Origin of the sequence: Streptomyces sp. NPDC007025 (assembly GCF_042869455.1) — a bacterium.
Classification (GTDB): Bacteria; Actinomycetota; Actinomycetes; order Streptomycetales; family Streptomycetaceae; genus Streptomyces.
This window is the reverse complement of the sequence record NZ_JBIAFT010000003.1, coordinates 69,194-84,978: the sequence shown is the minus strand read 5'-3', so window position 1 is coordinate 84,978 and position 15,785 is coordinate 69,194. Positions and strand designations below refer to the sequence as shown.

General features: G+C 73.3%; 14 protein-coding genes and 1 pseudogene. 6 read left to right on the top strand and 9 right to left on the bottom strand.

Features of this window, described 5'->3' with window-relative positions:
* Nucleotides 1-99: 99 nt before the first annotated feature.
* The 5 genes from ptlI (at nucleotide 100) to ACFYMO_RS06790 (ending at nucleotide 7,557) form a co-directional block, all read left to right on the top strand.
* The gene (ptlI, locus tag ACFYMO_RS06810; protein WP_366774671.1) at nucleotides 100-1,494 is read left to right on the top strand and encodes a pentalenene oxygenase; all 1,395 of its coding nucleotides are present in this window, start codon (nucleotides 100-102) and stop codon (nucleotides 1,492-1,494) included.
* On the top strand, nucleotides 1,491-2,486 hold the full coding sequence (gene ispH / locus ACFYMO_RS06805; RefSeq protein WP_366774672.1) for a 4-hydroxy-3-methylbut-2-enyl diphosphate reductase: 996 nt from the start codon (nucleotides 1,491-1,493) through the stop codon (nucleotides 2,484-2,486). Before ptlI ends, ispH begins: the two co-directional genes overlap by 4 nt.
* Nucleotides 2,487-2,555: 69 nt before the next feature.
* Nucleotides 2,556-3,731 carry a flavodoxin-dependent (E)-4-hydroxy-3-methylbut-2-enyl-diphosphate synthase gene (gene ispG, locus ACFYMO_RS06800; protein WP_366774673.1) on the top strand — a complete coding sequence of 392 codons (1,176 nt, stop codon included), beginning with the start codon at nucleotides 2,556-2,558 and terminating at the stop codon, nucleotides 3,729-3,731.
* Nucleotides 3,732-4,095: 364 nt separating this feature from the next.
* Entirely contained in the window at nucleotides 4,096-5,706 is a 1,611-nt protein-coding gene (locus ACFYMO_RS06795) for a hypothetical protein (protein ID WP_366774675.1), read from the top strand.
* Between the two features lie 288 nt (nucleotides 5,707-5,994).
* Nucleotides 5,995-7,557 (top strand): MFS transporter, encoded by a 1,563-nt coding sequence (locus ACFYMO_RS06790; RefSeq protein WP_366774676.1) that lies wholly within the window; start codon nucleotides 5,995-5,997, stop codon nucleotides 7,555-7,557.
* A 19-nt stretch (nucleotides 7,558-7,576) separates the two neighbouring features.
* On the opposite strand, the gene ACFYMO_RS06785 is transcribed toward ACFYMO_RS06790, so the two are convergent.
* From ACFYMO_RS06785 to ACFYMO_RS06775, 3 genes are all read right to left on the bottom strand, one after another.
* Nucleotides 7,577-8,125 carry a DUF1648 domain-containing protein gene (locus ACFYMO_RS06785; RefSeq protein ID WP_366774677.1) on the bottom strand — a complete coding sequence of 183 codons (549 nt, stop codon included), beginning with the start codon at nucleotides 8,123-8,125 and terminating at the stop codon, nucleotides 7,577-7,579.
* A 106-nt stretch (nucleotides 8,126-8,231) separates the two neighbouring features.
* The gene (locus tag ACFYMO_RS06780) at nucleotides 8,232-8,447 is read right to left on the bottom strand and encodes a hypothetical protein (protein WP_366774678.1); all 216 of its coding nucleotides are present in this window, start codon (nucleotides 8,445-8,447) and stop codon (nucleotides 8,232-8,234) included.
* A gap of 117 nt (nucleotides 8,448-8,564) precedes the next feature.
* On the bottom strand, nucleotides 8,565-9,224 hold the full coding sequence (locus ACFYMO_RS06775) for a TetR/AcrR family transcriptional regulator (RefSeq protein WP_388544752.1): 660 nt from the start codon (nucleotides 9,222-9,224) through the stop codon (nucleotides 8,565-8,567).
* Between the two features lie 294 nt (nucleotides 9,225-9,518).
* On the opposite strand from ACFYMO_RS06775, the gene ACFYMO_RS06770 reads away from it, so the two are divergent.
* Nucleotides 9,519-10,703, top strand: coding sequence for a TerD family protein (locus ACFYMO_RS06770; RefSeq protein WP_366774686.1), 1,185 nt, complete (start codon nucleotides 9,519-9,521; stop codon nucleotides 10,701-10,703).
* Between the two features lie 201 nt (nucleotides 10,704-10,904).
* Here ACFYMO_RS06770 and ACFYMO_RS06765 read toward each other — a convergent pair whose 3' ends face one another.
* From ACFYMO_RS06765 to ACFYMO_RS06740, 6 genes and pseudogenes are all read right to left on the bottom strand, one after another.
* Nucleotides 10,905-11,375 carry an SSI family serine proteinase inhibitor gene (locus tag ACFYMO_RS06765; protein ID WP_366774680.1) on the bottom strand — a complete coding sequence of 157 codons (471 nt, stop codon included), beginning with the start codon at nucleotides 11,373-11,375 and terminating at the stop codon, nucleotides 10,905-10,907.
* Between the two features lie 107 nt (nucleotides 11,376-11,482).
* On the bottom strand, nucleotides 11,483-11,575 hold the full coding sequence (locus ACFYMO_RS06760; RefSeq protein WP_388544748.1) for a 50S ribosomal protein L37: 93 nt from the start codon (nucleotides 11,573-11,575) through the stop codon (nucleotides 11,483-11,485).
* Nucleotides 11,576-11,723: 148 nt separating this feature from the next.
* On the bottom strand, nucleotides 11,724-12,071 hold the full coding sequence (locus ACFYMO_RS06755) for a GlsB/YeaQ/YmgE family stress response membrane protein (RefSeq protein WP_366774682.1): 348 nt from the start codon (nucleotides 12,069-12,071) through the stop codon (nucleotides 11,724-11,726).
* 97 nt (nucleotides 12,072-12,168) lie between these two features.
* Complete coding sequence (locus ACFYMO_RS06750) at nucleotides 12,169-13,005, bottom strand: NAD-dependent epimerase/dehydratase family protein (protein ID WP_388544746.1); 837 nt, start codon at nucleotides 13,003-13,005, stop codon at nucleotides 12,169-12,171.
* Nucleotides 13,006-13,178: 173 nt separating this feature from the next.
* Nucleotides 13,179-14,651 (bottom strand): penicillin-binding transpeptidase domain-containing protein, encoded by a 1,473-nt coding sequence (locus ACFYMO_RS06745; RefSeq protein ID WP_366774684.1) that lies wholly within the window; start codon nucleotides 14,649-14,651, stop codon nucleotides 13,179-13,181.
* Between the two features lie 65 nt (nucleotides 14,652-14,716).
* A pseudogene (locus ACFYMO_RS06740) lies at nucleotides 14,717-15,378 on the bottom strand (response regulator).
* Between the last annotated feature and the right edge of the window lie 407 nt (nucleotides 15,379-15,785).

The window sequence follows — 15,785 nt, the reverse complement described above, 5'->3', positions numbered from 1 at the left end:
CCCTCGCACCGCGCACCTCCGCCCGGCCGCCGTGGACAGCCGGCCTCCGGCCCGGACGGGCGAACAACCAACGGCCACACACGGGAAGTTGAGATTCGTATGACCGAGGAGAGCACCTTTTCAGCGGGAACGGCGCCCGGGGCCTTCCCCGTGGTGGGACACGCCCTCCAGATGATGCGGCACCCCGTGAACTTCATGACGTCGCTCTCGGCACACGGCGACCTGGTCGAGATCAAGATCGGCCCCACCAGGGCCTATGTACCGACCCACCCCGAGCTGCTGCGGCATGTCCTGACCAACGACCGCATCTTCGACAAGGGCGGCGTCTTCTACGACCGCGCCCGCGACATCGCCGGCAACGGCCTGGTCACCTGCCCGTTCGCCGACCACCGCCGGCAGCGCCGGCTGATGCAGTCCGCCTTCACCCGCGGCCAGCTCAAGCGCTACTCCGAGGCCATGCACGCCGAGATCGAGGCCACTGCCTCCCGGTGGCAGGACGGCATGGTCGTCGACGCCTTCCAGGAGATGTACGGCATGGCCCTGCGCACGGTCGGCCGCACCCTGTACTCCACACCCGTCAGTCCGGAGCTGGCGGCGCAGGTGGAACGTTCCTTCGATGTCGTGCTCAACGGCCTGTTCCGGCAGATGTTCCTGCCGGCCTCGGTCCGCCGCATGCCCCTGCCGTCCAACCGGCGCTACAAGAGCAACCTGGACTTCCTGCACGCGACCACCCAGCGGCTCATCGACGACTACCGTGCGGACGGGACCGAGCGCGACGACCTGCTCGCCGCCCTGCTCGCCTCCCGCGACGACGACGGCGGCCGGCTCGCGGACCGGGAGATCCACGACCAGGTCATCACCGTGATGGCGGCCGGCACCGAGACCGTCGCCGGTACCCTCACCTGGGTCTTCTACCTGCTCTCCCAGCACCCGGAGATCGAGGCCGCGCTGTACGAGGAGATGGACACCGTCCTGGAGGGGCGTGCCCCGCAGTGGGACGACCTGCCGAAGCTCTCCCTGACCGACCGGATCATCTCCGAGACGCTGCGCCTGCACCCGCCCGCCTGGCTGTTCACCCGGCTCACCGCCGCCCCGACCGAACTCGCCGGCCGCCGGCTGCCCACCGGCTCCACCGTCGTCTTCAGCCCCGCCGCGGTCGCCCAGTACGAGGACGCCTTCGACGATCCCGCGGCGTTCGACCCCGACCGCTGGCTCCCGGACCGCGTCGCGCCCGCCTCCCGGCATGCCTACGTGCCGTTCGGCACCGGCGCCCGCAAGTGCATCGGCGACCTCTACGCACGCACCGAGGCCGCCCTGGGGCTCGCCACCATCCTCGGCCGCTGGCGGGTCACCTGCGAGCCCGGCATGGACATCCGCCCGGTTCCGCTGGCCACCGTCTACCACCCGCGCCGACTGCGCCTGCGACTGGACGCGCGTACGCCGCGCCGGGCGGCCTCCGCCGTCCCCGCACCGGCCGGGGGTGATGCGACGTGAGTGCGGGGAACGTCGTCCTGGCCCAGCCGCGCGGCTTCTGCGCGGGGGTCCGGCGCGCCATCGGCATCGTCGAGCGGGCGCTGGACATGCACGGGCCGCCGGTGTACGTGCGCAAGGAGATCGTGCACAACCACCACATCGTCGCCGAGCTGGAGACGCGCGGCGCGGTCTTCGTCGACAGCGAGGAGGAGGTCCCGCACGGCGCGGTCTGTGTCTTCTCCGCGCACGGAGTCTCCCCCGGAGTGCGCGCCGCCGCCGCGGACCGGCAGCTCGACGTCATCGACGCCACCTGCCCGCTGGTCTCCAAGGTCCACCAGGAAGCGGTGCGCTTCGCCCGGGACGGCCGCACGATCCTCCTCGTCGGACACGAGGGCCACGAGGAGATCGAGGGCGTCCTCGGCGAGGCCCCCGACCGGATCGTCGTCGTCGAGACCGTGGACGACGTGCGACGCCTGGACCTGCCCGACGACGCCCCGGTCGCCGTGCTCACCCAGACCACCCTCTCGTTCGACGAGACCGGGCGCGTCGTCGAGGCCCTGCGCGCCCGCTTCACCGACCTGATCACCCCCGGCGACGACATCTGCTACGCCAGCCAGAACCGGCAGAACGCCGTCAAGGACCTGGCCCGCGACAACGACCTGGTCCTGATCGTCGGCTCGCGCAATTCCAGCAACTCGCTGCGCATGGTGGAGGTGGCCCGCGACCACGGCGCCGCCGCCCATCTGGTGCCCGATGCACAGCACCTGCAAGCGGCCTGGCTGGAGAACGTGTCCTCGGTCGGCATCAGTGCCGGGGCCAGCGCGCCGGAGATCCTCGTCGGCGGGCTCGTCACCCGGCTCGCCGCACTCGGATTCGACCAGGTCGAACTCCAGCGGGGCCGCGCCGAGGACGTCGTCTTCACGATGCCCGGCCGGCTCGCCGACCCGGTCACCGGCCGCGTCCCGCGGACACCGCTGGCCGACGAGCGCACGCCCGGGCCCGGCGGGGGATGAGCCCGCGGCCCCCAGCCAGCAGCCGTCACCCGGTCCGCCCGGACCGGCCGACCACCTTGGGGAACTGCCATGCCTGTCGCTCTCGGACTGCCCACGGTGCCGCCGAGGCCGGCTGGACGCCGTGCCAGCCGTCAGATCCAGGTGGGGGCCGTACCCGTGGGCGGCGACGCCCCGGTCTCGGTCCAGTCCATGACCACGACCCGCACCTCCGACATCGGCGCGACCCTCCAGCAGATCGCCGAACTGACCGCGTCCGGCTGCCAGATCGTCCGCGTCGCCTGTCCCACCCAGGACGACGCCGACGCGCTGCCCACGATCGCGCGCAAGTCCCGGATCCCCGTGATCGCGGACATCCACTTCCAGCCGAAGTACGTGTTCGCCGCCATCGAGGCCGGTTGCGCGGCCGTGCGCGTCAACCCGGGCAACATCAGACAGTTCGACGACAAGGTCCGCGAGATCGCGCGTGCCGCCGAGGACCACGGCACCCCCGTCCGGATCGGGGTCAACGCGGGGTCCCTCGACCGCCGTCTGCTGCAGAAGCACGGCAAGGCCACCCCGGAGGCGCTGGTCGAGAGCGCACTGTGGGAGGCCTCGCTGTTCGAGGAGCACGGCTTCCGGGACATCAAGATCTCCGTCAAGCACAACGACCCCGTCGTCATGGTCGAGGCGTACCGGCAGCTCGCGGCGGCGTGCGACTATCCGCTGCACCTCGGCGTGACGGAGGCGGGCCCGGCCTTCCAGGGCACGGTCAAGTCGGCTGTCGCGTTCGGCGCGCTGCTGTCCCAGGGCATCGGCGACACCCTCCGGGTGTCCTTGAGCGCGCCGCCCGCCGAGGAGGTGAAGGTCGGCCTCCAGATCCTGGAGTCCCTGAACCTCAAGCAGCGCGGACTGGAGATCGTGTCCTGCCCGTCCTGCGGGCGGGCCCAGGTCGATGTCTACAAGCTGGCCGACGAGGTCACGGCCGGGCTCGCGGACATGGACATTCCGCTGCGCGTGGCCGTCATGGGGTGCGTGGTGAACGGCCCGGGAGAGGCCAGGGAAGCGGACCTCGGCGTCGCCTCCGGCAACGGCAAGGGACAGATCTTCGTCCGGGGCGAGGTCGTCAGGACCGTACCCGAATCGAAGATCGTCGAGACGCTCATCGAGGAGGCGCACCGACTCGCGGAGCTGCTGCCGCAGGACTCCTCCGAGGACGCCCCCTCCGAGGTCGCCTCCTCCACCGGGCAGGGGAGCCTGGGCGGATGATCACCGGTTCGACGGCCTGCGCCTGGCTCCGGCGCCGCCAGGTCGTGGCCCACGGCGGCGGCCGGCCCGGGCGTCCGGCCGGACACCCGGGCCGGCCGACCGGACCCGGCCCGCTTCCGGGCCCCGTCGGACGGCCGTGACCTGGCCGGAGCGGTACGTCATCGGCGACCACACGCGGTGAGCAGCGGGCCCGGCTCCGCCGGGAACCGGCCACAGCCGAACAGGCGAACCACCGGTGCCAGGTCCGTCTCCGTCCTTGTTACGTGCCTGCTGCACGATTCGGGCACCCGCGGACAGAACCCTTCTATGCTGGGTCCCCGCACCGTCCGGCAACCTGTAGCACCTGTAGGAGATGAACCCGCACATGACCGGTGACGACCGTCCCACCCTGCCGCCCGTCCGGCTGCCCTCCGATGCCGAACTGGCGCGGGACGCACTGGCCGCACCGCTCCTGGCGCGCGCTGTGGAACTCACCCGCTGGGCGCGCGCCGGCGGTCCCGCGGGTGCGGGCATTCCGGTGGGTGCCGGAGGCGAACTGCTGGCCGAGCAGCTCAAGCAGGCCGCCGCACACCTGGGCCTGTCGGGAGACGAGGAGGCTCCCGCACTCGCCGCCGACGCCTGGAACTTCGCCGTGGACACCGGACTGCTGGCGGTCGAGGAATTCGAGGAGACCGAGGAGGCCGGGGGAGCCGGAGAGGGTGCGGAGGCCGCCGACGGGCCGGGCAGCGACGATCCGGTCGGCACGGCCGCGCCGGAGCCGGAGCTGGGCGGGCTGACCGGCGCCCCGGGCGCTTCCGCGCCCGCTCCCGAGGAGATCCTCGGGCTGTGGCGCAGCGGCCTGGAGACGGTGCTCGCGGACGCCGCGACACCCAGCTTCGAGGAACTGCTGGACGGTATCGAGGGCGCCGTCAGTCCGGACGGCGAGATCGACCCGAACACCATCGACCTCGACGCGCTGGACTGGAACCCGGAGGAGGAGGCCGAGGCCCTGGACAGCGCCCTGGGCAACCTCTACCTGCTCACGGCCACCGACCCTGCCGTCGCGGCCGGGTCGATGGTGCCGCTGCCGGTGCTGGCCGCCTCGATGACCGTGCCCGAGGGCATGGACGAGCCCACCGACGACGTGCTCGAAGAGGTCTCCAGCACGATGATGCGGTTGGACGAGCAGTTCCGGATGCTGGAGCCGACCGGGCTGGTCGTCCACCAGCCGGTGGACGAGGCCCTCACCCGCGAGGACGAGGGCGAAGAGCCCTACGACGCGGCGGAGTCGGGCGCCGAGCCGGACGAGGAGGACGTCTCCCGCTACGGCATGGTGCGGCTCACCCCGCTCGGCCTGTACGGGGTGCGCGAGAGGATGCGCGAGGCCGGTCTGGACGTTCCGGCGGTCGGCGACCTCGCGCACGCCGGAGCGGACGCGCTGCTGGCCGCGCTCCCGGTCTACACGGAGGAGAACGCGCGCAGCGAGATCCAGGGGTGGTTCGCCGCCCGGAACGCCGGCGGACCCACCGGCGGCGACGGCACGCCGGCGGCCGCGCGGGAACTGCTCGCGGCGGCACGCGGCGGCGACGAGGCCGCCCCCGTCCGGCGGCTCGCCTGCCAGCAGGCGCTCTCGCTCGCCGGGCCCGGGGCCGAGCCCGCGCTGCGCGAGGTGCTGGAGGACCGGCAGTTGGGCGGGCTCGCCCGGGTCTGGCTCGCCGAGCGTGGCGCCGGGGACGTGCCGCAGCCCGACGAGGAAATGGTCTTCTGGCTGACGATCGACACCATCGCAGCCCAGGTGGCGACCGCCGGTGAACCGGATGAACTGCGCGACCTGGTACGGGATCTGGTCGACCAGCACACCGGCTTCTTCGACAAGGCGTGGCGAGTCGAGCACCCGTCGACCGGGGACGTGCTGGAGACGATGGGGCGGGTGCACCCGGACAAGCGGATCGCCAAAGACGCCCGCAAGGCCGCGTTCAAGGCCCGCTCCCGCTGACCGCCCACGGATCCCGCCCGGTCGGGATCCGCTCCCACTCACCTCCACACAGGGCGGCCGGCCGTCCGTCCCTGCCTCCGCCGCGCGGGCGTTCCGTACCGACCACTGACGTGACCAGCCGCACCCACCGCCGGGGTGCCGTACGGGACCGCCCGGCGGTGCGGGCGCGGTCCGACCGCGGACGGTGTGTGAGGTGCGGCGAGTCCGGCAACCCGCTCCCGGGATCCGCTCCCGCAGTTCCGTACGATCGAGCAGATCGGGCCTTTTCGGCTATTCGGAGCAAAGGGTGTGAGCAACGACGTGACAGAGAGCCCCAAGCGGCAGTCCGGGGGCGCAGCGGCGGCCCGGCAGGTACCGCAGGCGGTGGCCGCGCTGCCCCAACAGGTACGCGACGAACTGGTCTCCAGACTGCGCCGCGCGGGCCGCCCGTTCACCAAGGACGATGTGCAGGTCGTCCAGGAACCCATGCTCAAGCGGGCGGTCAGCGCCTCCGCACTCGGCAACTGCATGGAGTGGTTCGACTTCGGCGTCTACAGCTATCTGGCCGCCACCATCGGAAAGGTCTTCTATCCGGGCGCCTCCGACGCGGCGCAACTCCTGGCCTCGTTCGCGACGTTCGCCGCGGCCTTCGTCGTCCGCCCGCTGGGCGGCCTCTTCTTCGGGCCGCTCGGCGACAAGCTGGGCCGGCAGAAGGTGCTCGCCGCGACCATGGTCCTGATGGCCTTCGGGACCTTCCTGATCGGGTTCATCCCCGACTACGGCACGATCGGCATCGCGGCCCCGATCCTGCTGCTCCTCGCGCGGATGCTGCAGGGGTTCTCCACGGGCGGCGAGTACGGCGGCGCCACCACCTTCATCGCGGAGTTCTCGCCCGACCGCAGGCGCGGATTCCTCGGCAGCTGGCTCGACTTCGGCACGTTCATCGGCTACGCCCTCGGCTCGGTCCTGGTCACCGTGCTCAACATCGCGCTGACCGACAGCCAGATGCTCTCCTGGGGCTGGCGCATCCCGTTCCTGATCGCCGGACCGCTGGGACTGATCGGCCTGTACATGCGGCTGAAGCTGGAGGAGTCCCCCGCCTTCCAGCAGCAGTTGGACGAGCACGACCAGGCCGTCGCCGAGCGCGAGCAGAAGCACGAGTTCCGCACCATCCTGCGCCGGTACTGGGAGCCGCTGCTGGTCTGCATCGGCCTGGTGCTGCTCTACAACGTCACCAACTACATGGTGACCGGCTATCTGCCGACCTATCAGACCGAGGTGCTGGGCCGGGACGGCACCACCTCCGATGTGCTGGTGCTGGTCGGCATGGTGTGGGTGGTGGTGCTCATCACCTTCGTCGGCCGGCTCAGCGACCGGATCGGGCGGCGCCCCGTCTACCGCTGGGCCGCCGTCGGCCAGATCGTGCTGGCCGTCCCCGCCTTCCTGCTGCTGCGCTCGGACGGCTGGCTGCTGCCCGGGCTCGGTGTGCTCGTCCTGGCCACCCTGCTGGCCGGGTTCGCCGCACCGTCGGCCGCCACGCTGCCCGCGCTCTTCCCCACGAGCGTGCGCTACGCCGCGATGGGGATCGGCTTCAACTTCTCGGTGGCCGCCTTCGGCGGAACCACCCCGCTGGTCACCGAGGGCCTGGTCAGCGCGACGGGCAGCAACCTGGTGCCCGGCTGCTATCTGGTGGTCAGCGGCCTCGTCGGCCTGCTCGCCGTGCGCTTCATGCCGGAGACCGCGGGGGTGCCGCTGCACGGCTCGCAGCCGATGGTCAGCACGGAGCAGGAGGCCAAGGAACTGATCTCCGCCAGCCGCGACCTCCGGGCCCTGCAACTGCGGACGGCGGAAGGGGTTGCCGGTCCCGGATAGCCGGGACCGGGCCGGACGGTCACTCCGCGCCGGGCTCCGTCGCCCGGGCGTCGCCCGGCCGGCGGTCCCGGAAGGCCGCCGCCAGAACGGCGGCGGTGCCGAGCGCCGAGGGCAGCAGGGCGAGCAGCAGCGTCCCGGTGCGCGGCTCGCCCTCGGCCGGCGGTTCGACGGCCCACATCAGGCTGCAGGCCACGGCGACGGTCACCCCGAGGCAGCAGCCGAGGAAGAGTTGCGCCCGGGCCAGGCCCAGCGCACCCTGTGCCGTCTGCGGCCGGTTGACCAGACTCGACGTCCGCCGCCCCGGCGGCAGGTCGCGGACCGGGGTGATGCGCAGGGTGGCGAAGGCCGTCCCGGTCAGCAGCGCGAGCGCGCCCGCGTGGACGAGGACGGGGAGGAAGACGGCGCCCACCGATTTGTCCGCGTACCGGTCCACGCCGTCGCTGCCGAAGTGCTGCGGCACCTGCTGCGGAAGCCGGGGATAGACCACGATCCCCCACACCAGGAGCCCCACCACCAGCAGCACTCCGGGCACCAGCCACCCCCACGGGAACGCGGCACCGCCGCGCACGTCCCCGCTCCGGCCCGCTCGCTGTCGCGGTCCCTCTGTTCCCGGCACGCCCCGCCCTCCCGTCGTCCCTCCCCGTCAGCCCCCGCCTGCCCCGCGGAGCGCGATCTCATTCCGCCGCGCGCCCCCATACCAGGTGGTTGCCGCCCTGCCACTCGATGACCGATTCGTCGTACAGATCGACCGTGGCGATGTCCAGACCGGCGCGGGCGAGGAACTCGATCAGATCGGTCAGGCCGTGGGCGGTGCCCAGCGTCTCGCCGTGCACACTGACGCGGCGACCGCCGCCGGGCGCGGGCGGATGGACGACGACGAACGCACTCATGCCTCCAGGCTGCGCCCGCGGCCGCCGCGATGCACCTCGGAACGCGGGGCGCCGCGCCGACCGCGGTGGCGCTGCCGATCCGCCCGACGGAGCCGGAGGCTCCGTCCCGGCGCGGCCTCAGTGCCCTGCCGGCCCGGCCGCCCCACCGGCCCCCGGCCCGGGGAGCGCCTCCCGGAGGGCCAGCTCGGCCAGGGCGCGCGCAGTGCCGACCGGGTCGTCCACGAGTTCCAGGCCGCGCATGACCACGGCGCCCTCGTGCAGCACGGCCAGCCGGTCGGCCAGCCGCCCCGGCTCCCGCGCACCGGCCGCGACCGCGAGCTCGCGGAGATAGCCGTGCATCCAGTGCTTCTGCTCGGTGATCACACGGCGCCCCGGGTGCGCGGGGTCGGGCAGCTCCGCCGCGGCGTTGACGAAGCCGCAGCCACGTGGATTGTGCTGCCTCGTCCACTCCGCGAGCGCGTCGAAGGTGGCCAGCAGCTGCGCGGAGGCCCCGGTGTCCGCGGCGTGCGCCGCCACCCACGAGGTCAGCCAGGAGCGCCAGCGCCGGTCCCGCTCGCGCAGATACGCGGCGATCAGCGCGTCCTTGCCACCGAACCGGTCGTAGAGGGTCTTCTTGGTGGTGCCGGCCTCCTTGGCGATCAGATCGACGCCGACGGCCGTGATGCCGCGCTCGTAGAAGAGGGCGCTCGCCGCGTCCAGAATCCGCCGGGCGCCGGGCGTCAGCTCCTCCGGGGCCGCCGGCCGCGCCGCCGCCGATTCCGTTGTCCCCGTCCCCACTGCTCGCAGCTCCCTCCGTCGACGCCCCGCCGTGTCCTGCCTTGCCCGCACGGCGGTAAACAGGTCTGTCTATGTCACTGTACTCCGGGGAGGACGGGGTGAGCGGCCGTGCGCCGGCGTCGCATGCTGTCTCGCTCCGGGTCCCGTCGCCTCCTGCCGCAGTGCAGCGCAGCCGGCCGGACCCGGGCGGCCCTCGCCCGCCTGACTCGCGGGGCGCGGCCCGGGGGCGGGTACACCTCGGTCACTGCAAAGGAACCGCAAAGCCCGGCCGGTCGTTACCCCGGCATGACGGCAATGACTCCCGGCTCCAACCTTCCGCTGACCGCGCAGCGCGTCGCGGTGGAGGTAACCGCACCCAGCAAGCTCGACGTCTCGGCACTGCTGCTGAGCCCGGAGGGCAAGGTCCGCTCGGACGAGGACTTCGTCTTCTACAACCAGCCGACCGCTCCCGGCGTGACCCACACCGGCGGCGCCACCGACACCATCACCGTCGAGACCGGCGCGGTGCCCGCCGGGATCGACAAGGTCACCGTCCTCGCGAGTCCGGACGCCCCCGGCGCCACCTTCGCGGGTACCGAGCCCACCGCCACCGTCCGGGACGCGGCCACCGGCGCCGTGCTGGCCACTTTCACCCCACCGCAGCTCGGGGCCGAGACGGCGCTGCTGGTGGTGGAGGTCTACCGCAGGAACGGTGCCTGGAAGGTGCGCGCCGTCGGCCAGGGGTACGCCAACGGGCTGGGCGGAATCGCCTCGGACTTCGGCGTCCAGGTGGAGGAGCCCGCCGCCCCGCCCGCGGCCGCCCCCGCGGCACCCGCCGCCCCGCCGGTCGCCGCTCCCGCCCCGCCCGCGGCGGCACCCGCCCCCGCTGCCCCGGCAGCTCCTGCCGGGACGGGGAAGATCAACCTGGACAAGGGGCGGGTGAGCCTGCAGAAGAACCAGACGGTGTCGCTGGTCAAGGGAGGCAGGCCGCTGCTCACCTCGGTGCGGATGGGGCTCGGCTGGGAGCCGGTCTTCCGTGCCGGGAGGCGGGCGAAGGAGATCGACCTCGACGCCTCGGTCATCGCCTACGACGCCAACCGCAAGAAGGTCGACGCCTGTTACTTCGGCAAGCTGGCCATTCTGGGCGGTGTCATCCAGCACTCCGGCGACAACCTCACGGGCGAGGGCGACGGGGACGACGAGGTGATCACCGTCCACCTCGGCGACATCCCACCCCAGGTGACGGGGCTGGTCTTCACCGTCAACTCCTTCTCCGGTCAGAAGTTCACGGACGTCGCCAAGGCGTACTGCCGGCTGCTCGACGGCGGTGGCGGGGAGTTGGTCCGGTTCGACCTGACCCAGTCCGAGCCGCGGACGGGTGTCCTGATGGCGAAGTTCATCCGCCAGTTCTCCGGCGAGTGGGAGATGACGGCGCTGGGCGAGTACGTCGACTCGCGCACGGTACGCGGCATGGTGAAGCCCGGCGCCGCCGCGCTGTAGCACCACCGTGCCGCGCCGCGTCCGGCCGGGAGTGCGGAGTCGGGAGCGGGGCGGGCCCGTGGAGTGCGAGCTCCGGCGGCCCGCCGCGGCCCGCGCCGCAGTGAGCTCCGCCGCGGCGTGGGGCGGCCCGATCGGGCGTGGTGCGGGCGGCACGGCCGCACGGCGGGGTCCGGCCCTGCCGGCCGGCTCGCCGGGACCGGGTCAGAAGTCGAAGACGGGACCCGTCGCCTGATGCATCACGCAGGCGTTCGGGAACGTCTTCTTCCAGTTCACGGCCTGTCCCCGGTGGCTGCCGCGGGCGGTGACGGTCACCGGGTCGTACTGCATGGTGCACCGGCCGCTGCCGACGGGCAGCGCGTCGAGATCGCCGTGTGCCGCGTCCAGGGCCGCGCAGGTCTCCACGGCCCTGGGGTGGTGTCCGTGCGGCGTCGGCTCGCAGTGCAGCACGACGCCCCGGATCCAGGTGTCGCCGGAGCCGGAGATGCTCAGGAAGACGCCCTGGTCACCGCCGTCGGAGCCAGGTCCGGTGCGCGGGCTGCCGGGCGTGGAGCCGGCGGGGCCGCTCGCGGTGTCGGCGGCGGGGGCCGGCTGCGAGGTCAGCAGGGGTACCGCCAGCGCGGCCGCGGCCACGGCGGTACGGACGAGATACCGGGCGGAGGTTCGAGTACTCACGGCCTTCTAACGAGACCGGCCGCGGGGAGGATACGGGGCCGCAGCTCCCGGGCGGCGGCCACCGGGCGGGCTCCCCGCGTGCCGGTGCGGCACGCGGGGAGCCGCACTCAGGACTGCGGACGGCGGCCGTGGTTGGCCGCGTTGCCGCGGCGGGCCTTCTTCTTGCGCCGACGCTTGGACGACATGGCGTCTCCTTTCACACGAGGGATGTATACCTCCGCGTTTCTACCACCCACCCGCTTCCGGTTCCGAACCACCCGGACCCCGGGAGCCCGGAAGGCGTCTGCCGGCAGGCCGTCCGTGCCCCCTGTGCGGGAGCGGGCGCCGGCCCGCACGGTGCCGCGGCCGTCAGCGGCGGTCGCGGGAGTGGCCGAAGAGCAGCCGGTAGACGATCAGCAGCACGAGAGCCCCGGCGACGGCGGCGATCCAGAGGCTGGGATCCACCACGTTGTTGGCTATCGGACGGTCCAGGAAGGTGGCGGAGAGCCAGCCCCCGATGAACGCCCCGGCGACACCGATGAGCACGGTGCCCACGAGGCCGCCCGGATCGCGGCCGGGCAGCAGGATCTTGGCCACCGTGCCCGCGACCAGGCCGAGGACGATCCAGCTCAGCACGCCCGAGTGCGTGAGGTCGGAGAGCAGGTCCGAACCCGTGTCCTGTGCGTCGGCGAGCTGGGTGAGCGGTGTGGCGAGCATCTCAGGGGCCTCCCCGTGGCTGGTCGGTTGCTGATCCATCATGCCTGCCCCGCCCGTCGCCGCGTCCGCCCCCGGCCGGCCCCCCGTGCGGCGCGACTCAGCGCGGCCACCTCGGCGGACGGGTGCAGAACTCGCCTCCCAGATGTGCCTGATCGGGGTCCCGGGTGTCCAATTCCCCGTAGCGTGCGAGGAGTTCCTCGGCATAGAGCTCCGAGTCGTCGCGCGGCGCGTAGCCCAGGGCGCGGGCCGGGGCGAGGTCCCACCAGATCCGGGTGTTGGCGGAGGAGCCGTGGACGACCGTGTGGCCGACGTCCGGCGCGGTCAGCGCCGCGTGCAGGAGCCGGGCGCAGTCGCCGAAGCTGAGCCAGGTCGACAACTCCCGTACGGAGGTCGGTGCCGCCTGGCAGGAGCCGATCCGGATGGAGACGGTCTCGATGCCGTGCCGGTCCCGGTAGAGCTGCGCCAGGTCCTCGCCGAAGGATTTGGAGAGGCCGTAGAAGGTGTCGGGGCGGTGCGGGGTGTGCGGCGGGATCAGTGCCGCGCCGTCCGCCGGGACGGGGGTGAAGCCGACCGCGTGGTTTGAGGAGGCGAAGACGACGCGGCGCACGCCCTCGGCGCGGGCGGCTTCGTAGAGTGCGTACGTGCCCCGGATGTTGGCGGCGAGGATCTTCTCGAACGTGGACTCCAAGGAGATCCCCGCCAGGTGCACGATCGCCTCCACGCCCCGGACCGCGGTGCGCAGCGCGTCGGTGTCCGCGGCCCCCAGGTCCAGTACGTGCGCGTCGGGTGCGTCCTCGACCGGGCGCATGTCCAGCAGCCGCAGGGTCCAGCCGTAACCGGGCAGCAGCTCCCGCATCCGGGTGCCGAGGCCCCCGGCGGCGCCGGTCAGCAGCACGGTGCGGGGCGCGGACCCGGCCGCGGGACTCTCGGGCACGTGCGGTCTCCATCCGGTCGTCCGGCGGCGCTTCGGCTCCGGGCGCCGATGCGGGCGCGCCTGGGCGGCCACCAGGGGGAAGGCGACGCTACGAAGGGCCGCACCGCCCGTCAAGACGCCGCCCCGCCGCTGTTGCGGTCCGGCGCGCCCCCCCCGGGGCCGCGCGGACCGGGTCACCGCAGAGCCGCCTCCATCATCCTCCGGGCGACGGGGGCCGCCAGCCCGTTGCCGCTGACCTCGGCGCGGGCCGCGTCCGAGTCCTCCACGAGCACGGCCACCGCGACCTTCCGGCCGGAGTCCGTCTCGCCGAAGGAGGTGAACCAGGCGTAAGGCGTACCGCTGTTGTCGACCCCGTGCTGGGCCGTGCCGGTCTTGCCGCCCACCGTGACGCCGTCGATCTTCGCATTGCTGCCGGTGCCCTTCTCCACCACCGTGCCCATCGCCGATCTGAGTTGCCCGGCGGTGCGTTCGCTCATCACCCGGTGGGTGTCCGGGTCCTCGTAGGACCGGAGCGTGTGCCCGCTGCCGTCCTGCACCCGGGAGACCATGTGCGGGTCGACGAGCTCGCCGCCCTGCGCCACGGCCTGCGAGACCATCGCCATCTGCAGCGGGGTCGCGGTGACCTCGAACTGCCCGATCCCGGAGAGACCCGTCTGCGCCGCGTCCGTCCGGGCGGGGAAGTTGCTCCGCGCCGCGCGGACCGGCACATCCCGCTTCGCGTCGTCGAAGCCGAACCTCTCGGCCTGTTCCCGCAGCTTCGCGGCGCCCAGATCGGTAGCGAGCGCGGCGAAGACGTTGTTGCAGGAGTAGCGCAGCGCCGTCCGCAGGGAGGCGTCCTCGCAGGGGGCCGCGGCGTTCTCGTTCTTCAGCACCGTCGAGGTGCCCTCCAGGGTGTAGGGGTCGGGACTGTCGGTCCGCTCGTCCACCGACGAGTAGAGCCCGTTCTCCAGCGCGGCGGCGGCCACCACCAGCTTGAACGTCGAGCCCGGCGGCACGGCCTGGCGCAGCGCGCGGTTCAGGGTCGGCCGGTCGTCGGCCCGGTCGGTGCCGCTGCGGGCGGTCAGCTTCCGCCACGCCGCTGCGTCCTCCGGGGTGCTGCCGCTGACCGACGACGGGTCGAACGACGGGGTGCTGACAGCGCCCAGGATCTCGCCGCTGTCCGGGTCGATCGCCACCGCGCCGCCCTTCTTGCCGCCCAGCGCCCGGTACCCGGCCCGCTGCACGTCCGGGTCGATGGTGGTGAGCACGTTGCCCGGCCGGGCGCGCTCGCCGGTCAGCAGCTCCAGCGGGTCCTTGAGCCGGTCGTCGGTGCCGTCGAGCACGTCCCGGTAGATGCCCTCGAGCTGGGTCGTACCGCGCACCTGCGAGGCGAAACCGGTGACCGGCGCGTAGAGCGGTCCGTCGGTGTACGTCCGCCGGTAGCGCAGGTCGCCGCCGTCCCCGGCGCGCTCGGAGCCGGTGACCGGCTCGCCGCCCACATAGATGTCGCCGAACGGATGCGCGTACCGCTCGATGGCGTTCCGCCGGTTGTCCTCGTTGTCCGCGAGGGCTTGGCCGTCCACCGTCTGCAGCCAGGTCAGCCGCATCAGCAGCGCCATCACCAGCAGCAGCGTGACGGTGCCCGCACGCCTGATCGTCCTGTTCATCTCTGCACGGGAACGCACTCCGGGACGGTGCGGGTTCCGACCGAGGCGGACTTCTCAGGACATTCTCATCTCTCCGCCCGGGGTGCCTCTCCGCCCGGAGTGACCACACCGTGCTCGGAGGCCAGGACGACCGCGTGGGTGCGGTCCCGCGCCCCGAGCTTGGCCGGCACCCCGGCCACGTGCGTCTTGACGGTGGCGGCCGACCGCGAGCCGCACGGCGATCTCCGCGTTGGTCAGCCCCCGGGCCGTCAGCCCGAGCACGACGGCCTCGCGTGCGGTCAGCCGCGCGGTGAGCGCCGCCGTCCGGCCCCGGTGGGCGTGGTGGGCCGCCAGCCCGCGGGCGGCGACGGGGAAGAGCAGCGACTCGCCGCGCGCGACCAGCCGGATCCCGGCCACCAGGTCCTCGGCGGTCGTCCGTTTGAGCAGAAAGCCGTGTGCCCCGGCGCGCAGTGCGTCGTACACGTGGCTGTCGTTCTCGGAGGGTCAGGACCAGGATCCGCGGCGCCCCCCCGCCCAGGGTCCGCACCAGCTGCTCGGTGGCGCGGATCCCGTCGACCCGCGGCATTCGCACATCCATCAGCACCACGTCGGGGCCCCACCAGGACGGGTAGTGCCGCCGCCACGGCCGCCGCGAACAGGTGTGTGCTCCGCGGGCCGCCGGACCGCCCGCCGCGCACCCGCCGGTGCAGCGGGGAGCGCAGCAGTGCGCCCCAGCGGTCGCGCGCATGGCAGGCGAACAGCCTTCCCAGGGCGAGCGCCTGGACCACGAAGCCGGAGTGGACGACTGTCCGCACCCAGCTCTCCAGAGTCGCGTCGGCCCCGTCGGTGTCACTGCCGCCGGTGCCGCCGTCGTGCAGCGGGCTGCCTTCCGGGATGCCGGTTCGGCCGCCAGCCAGCCAGCCAGCTCAGCTTCAGTGTCAGACAGGGCAGGCAGGCGGACACAGCGGCGGTGGCGAGGACGGGTCTGGTGTGCGTCATGGCCGCCACGATTCCGGGTACGGCGCCGGCCGGGCATCCGTCCGGGCGGCGGGGGGGGGGCCCCCCCCCCGGGGGGGGCGCCGCCGGGGCGGGGGGGGGGGGGCGCGCGGGGGGGGGGGGCGGGGGGCGGCCGCGCCGCGGGGCGCGGGTGGGGCG

Coding starts and splice junctions, on each gene's coding strand:
- ACFYMO_RS06795 (WP_366774675.1), top strand. CDS start 4,096: ATGACCGGTGACGACCGTCCCACCCTGCCGCCCGTCCGGCTGCCCTCC.
- ptlI (WP_366774671.1), top strand. CDS start 100: ATGACCGAGGAGAGCACCTTTTCAGCGGGAACGGCGCCCGGGGCCTTC.
- ACFYMO_RS06770 (WP_366774686.1), top strand. CDS start 9,519: ATGACTCCCGGCTCCAACCTTCCGCTGACCGCGCAGCGCGTCGCGGTG.
- ACFYMO_RS06745 (WP_366774684.1), bottom strand. CDS start 14,651: ATGAACAGGACGATCAGGCGTGCGGGCACCGTCACGCTGCTGCTGGTG.
- ispG (WP_366774673.1), top strand. CDS start 2,556: ATGCCTGTCGCTCTCGGACTGCCCACGGTGCCGCCGAGGCCGGCTGGA.
- ACFYMO_RS06755 (WP_366774682.1), bottom strand. CDS start 12,071: ATGCTCGCCACACCGCTCACCCAGCTCGCCGACGCACAGGACACGGGT.
- ACFYMO_RS06780 (WP_366774678.1), bottom strand. CDS start 8,447: ATGAGTGCGTTCGTCGTCGTCCATCCGCCCGCGCCCGGCGGCGGTCGC.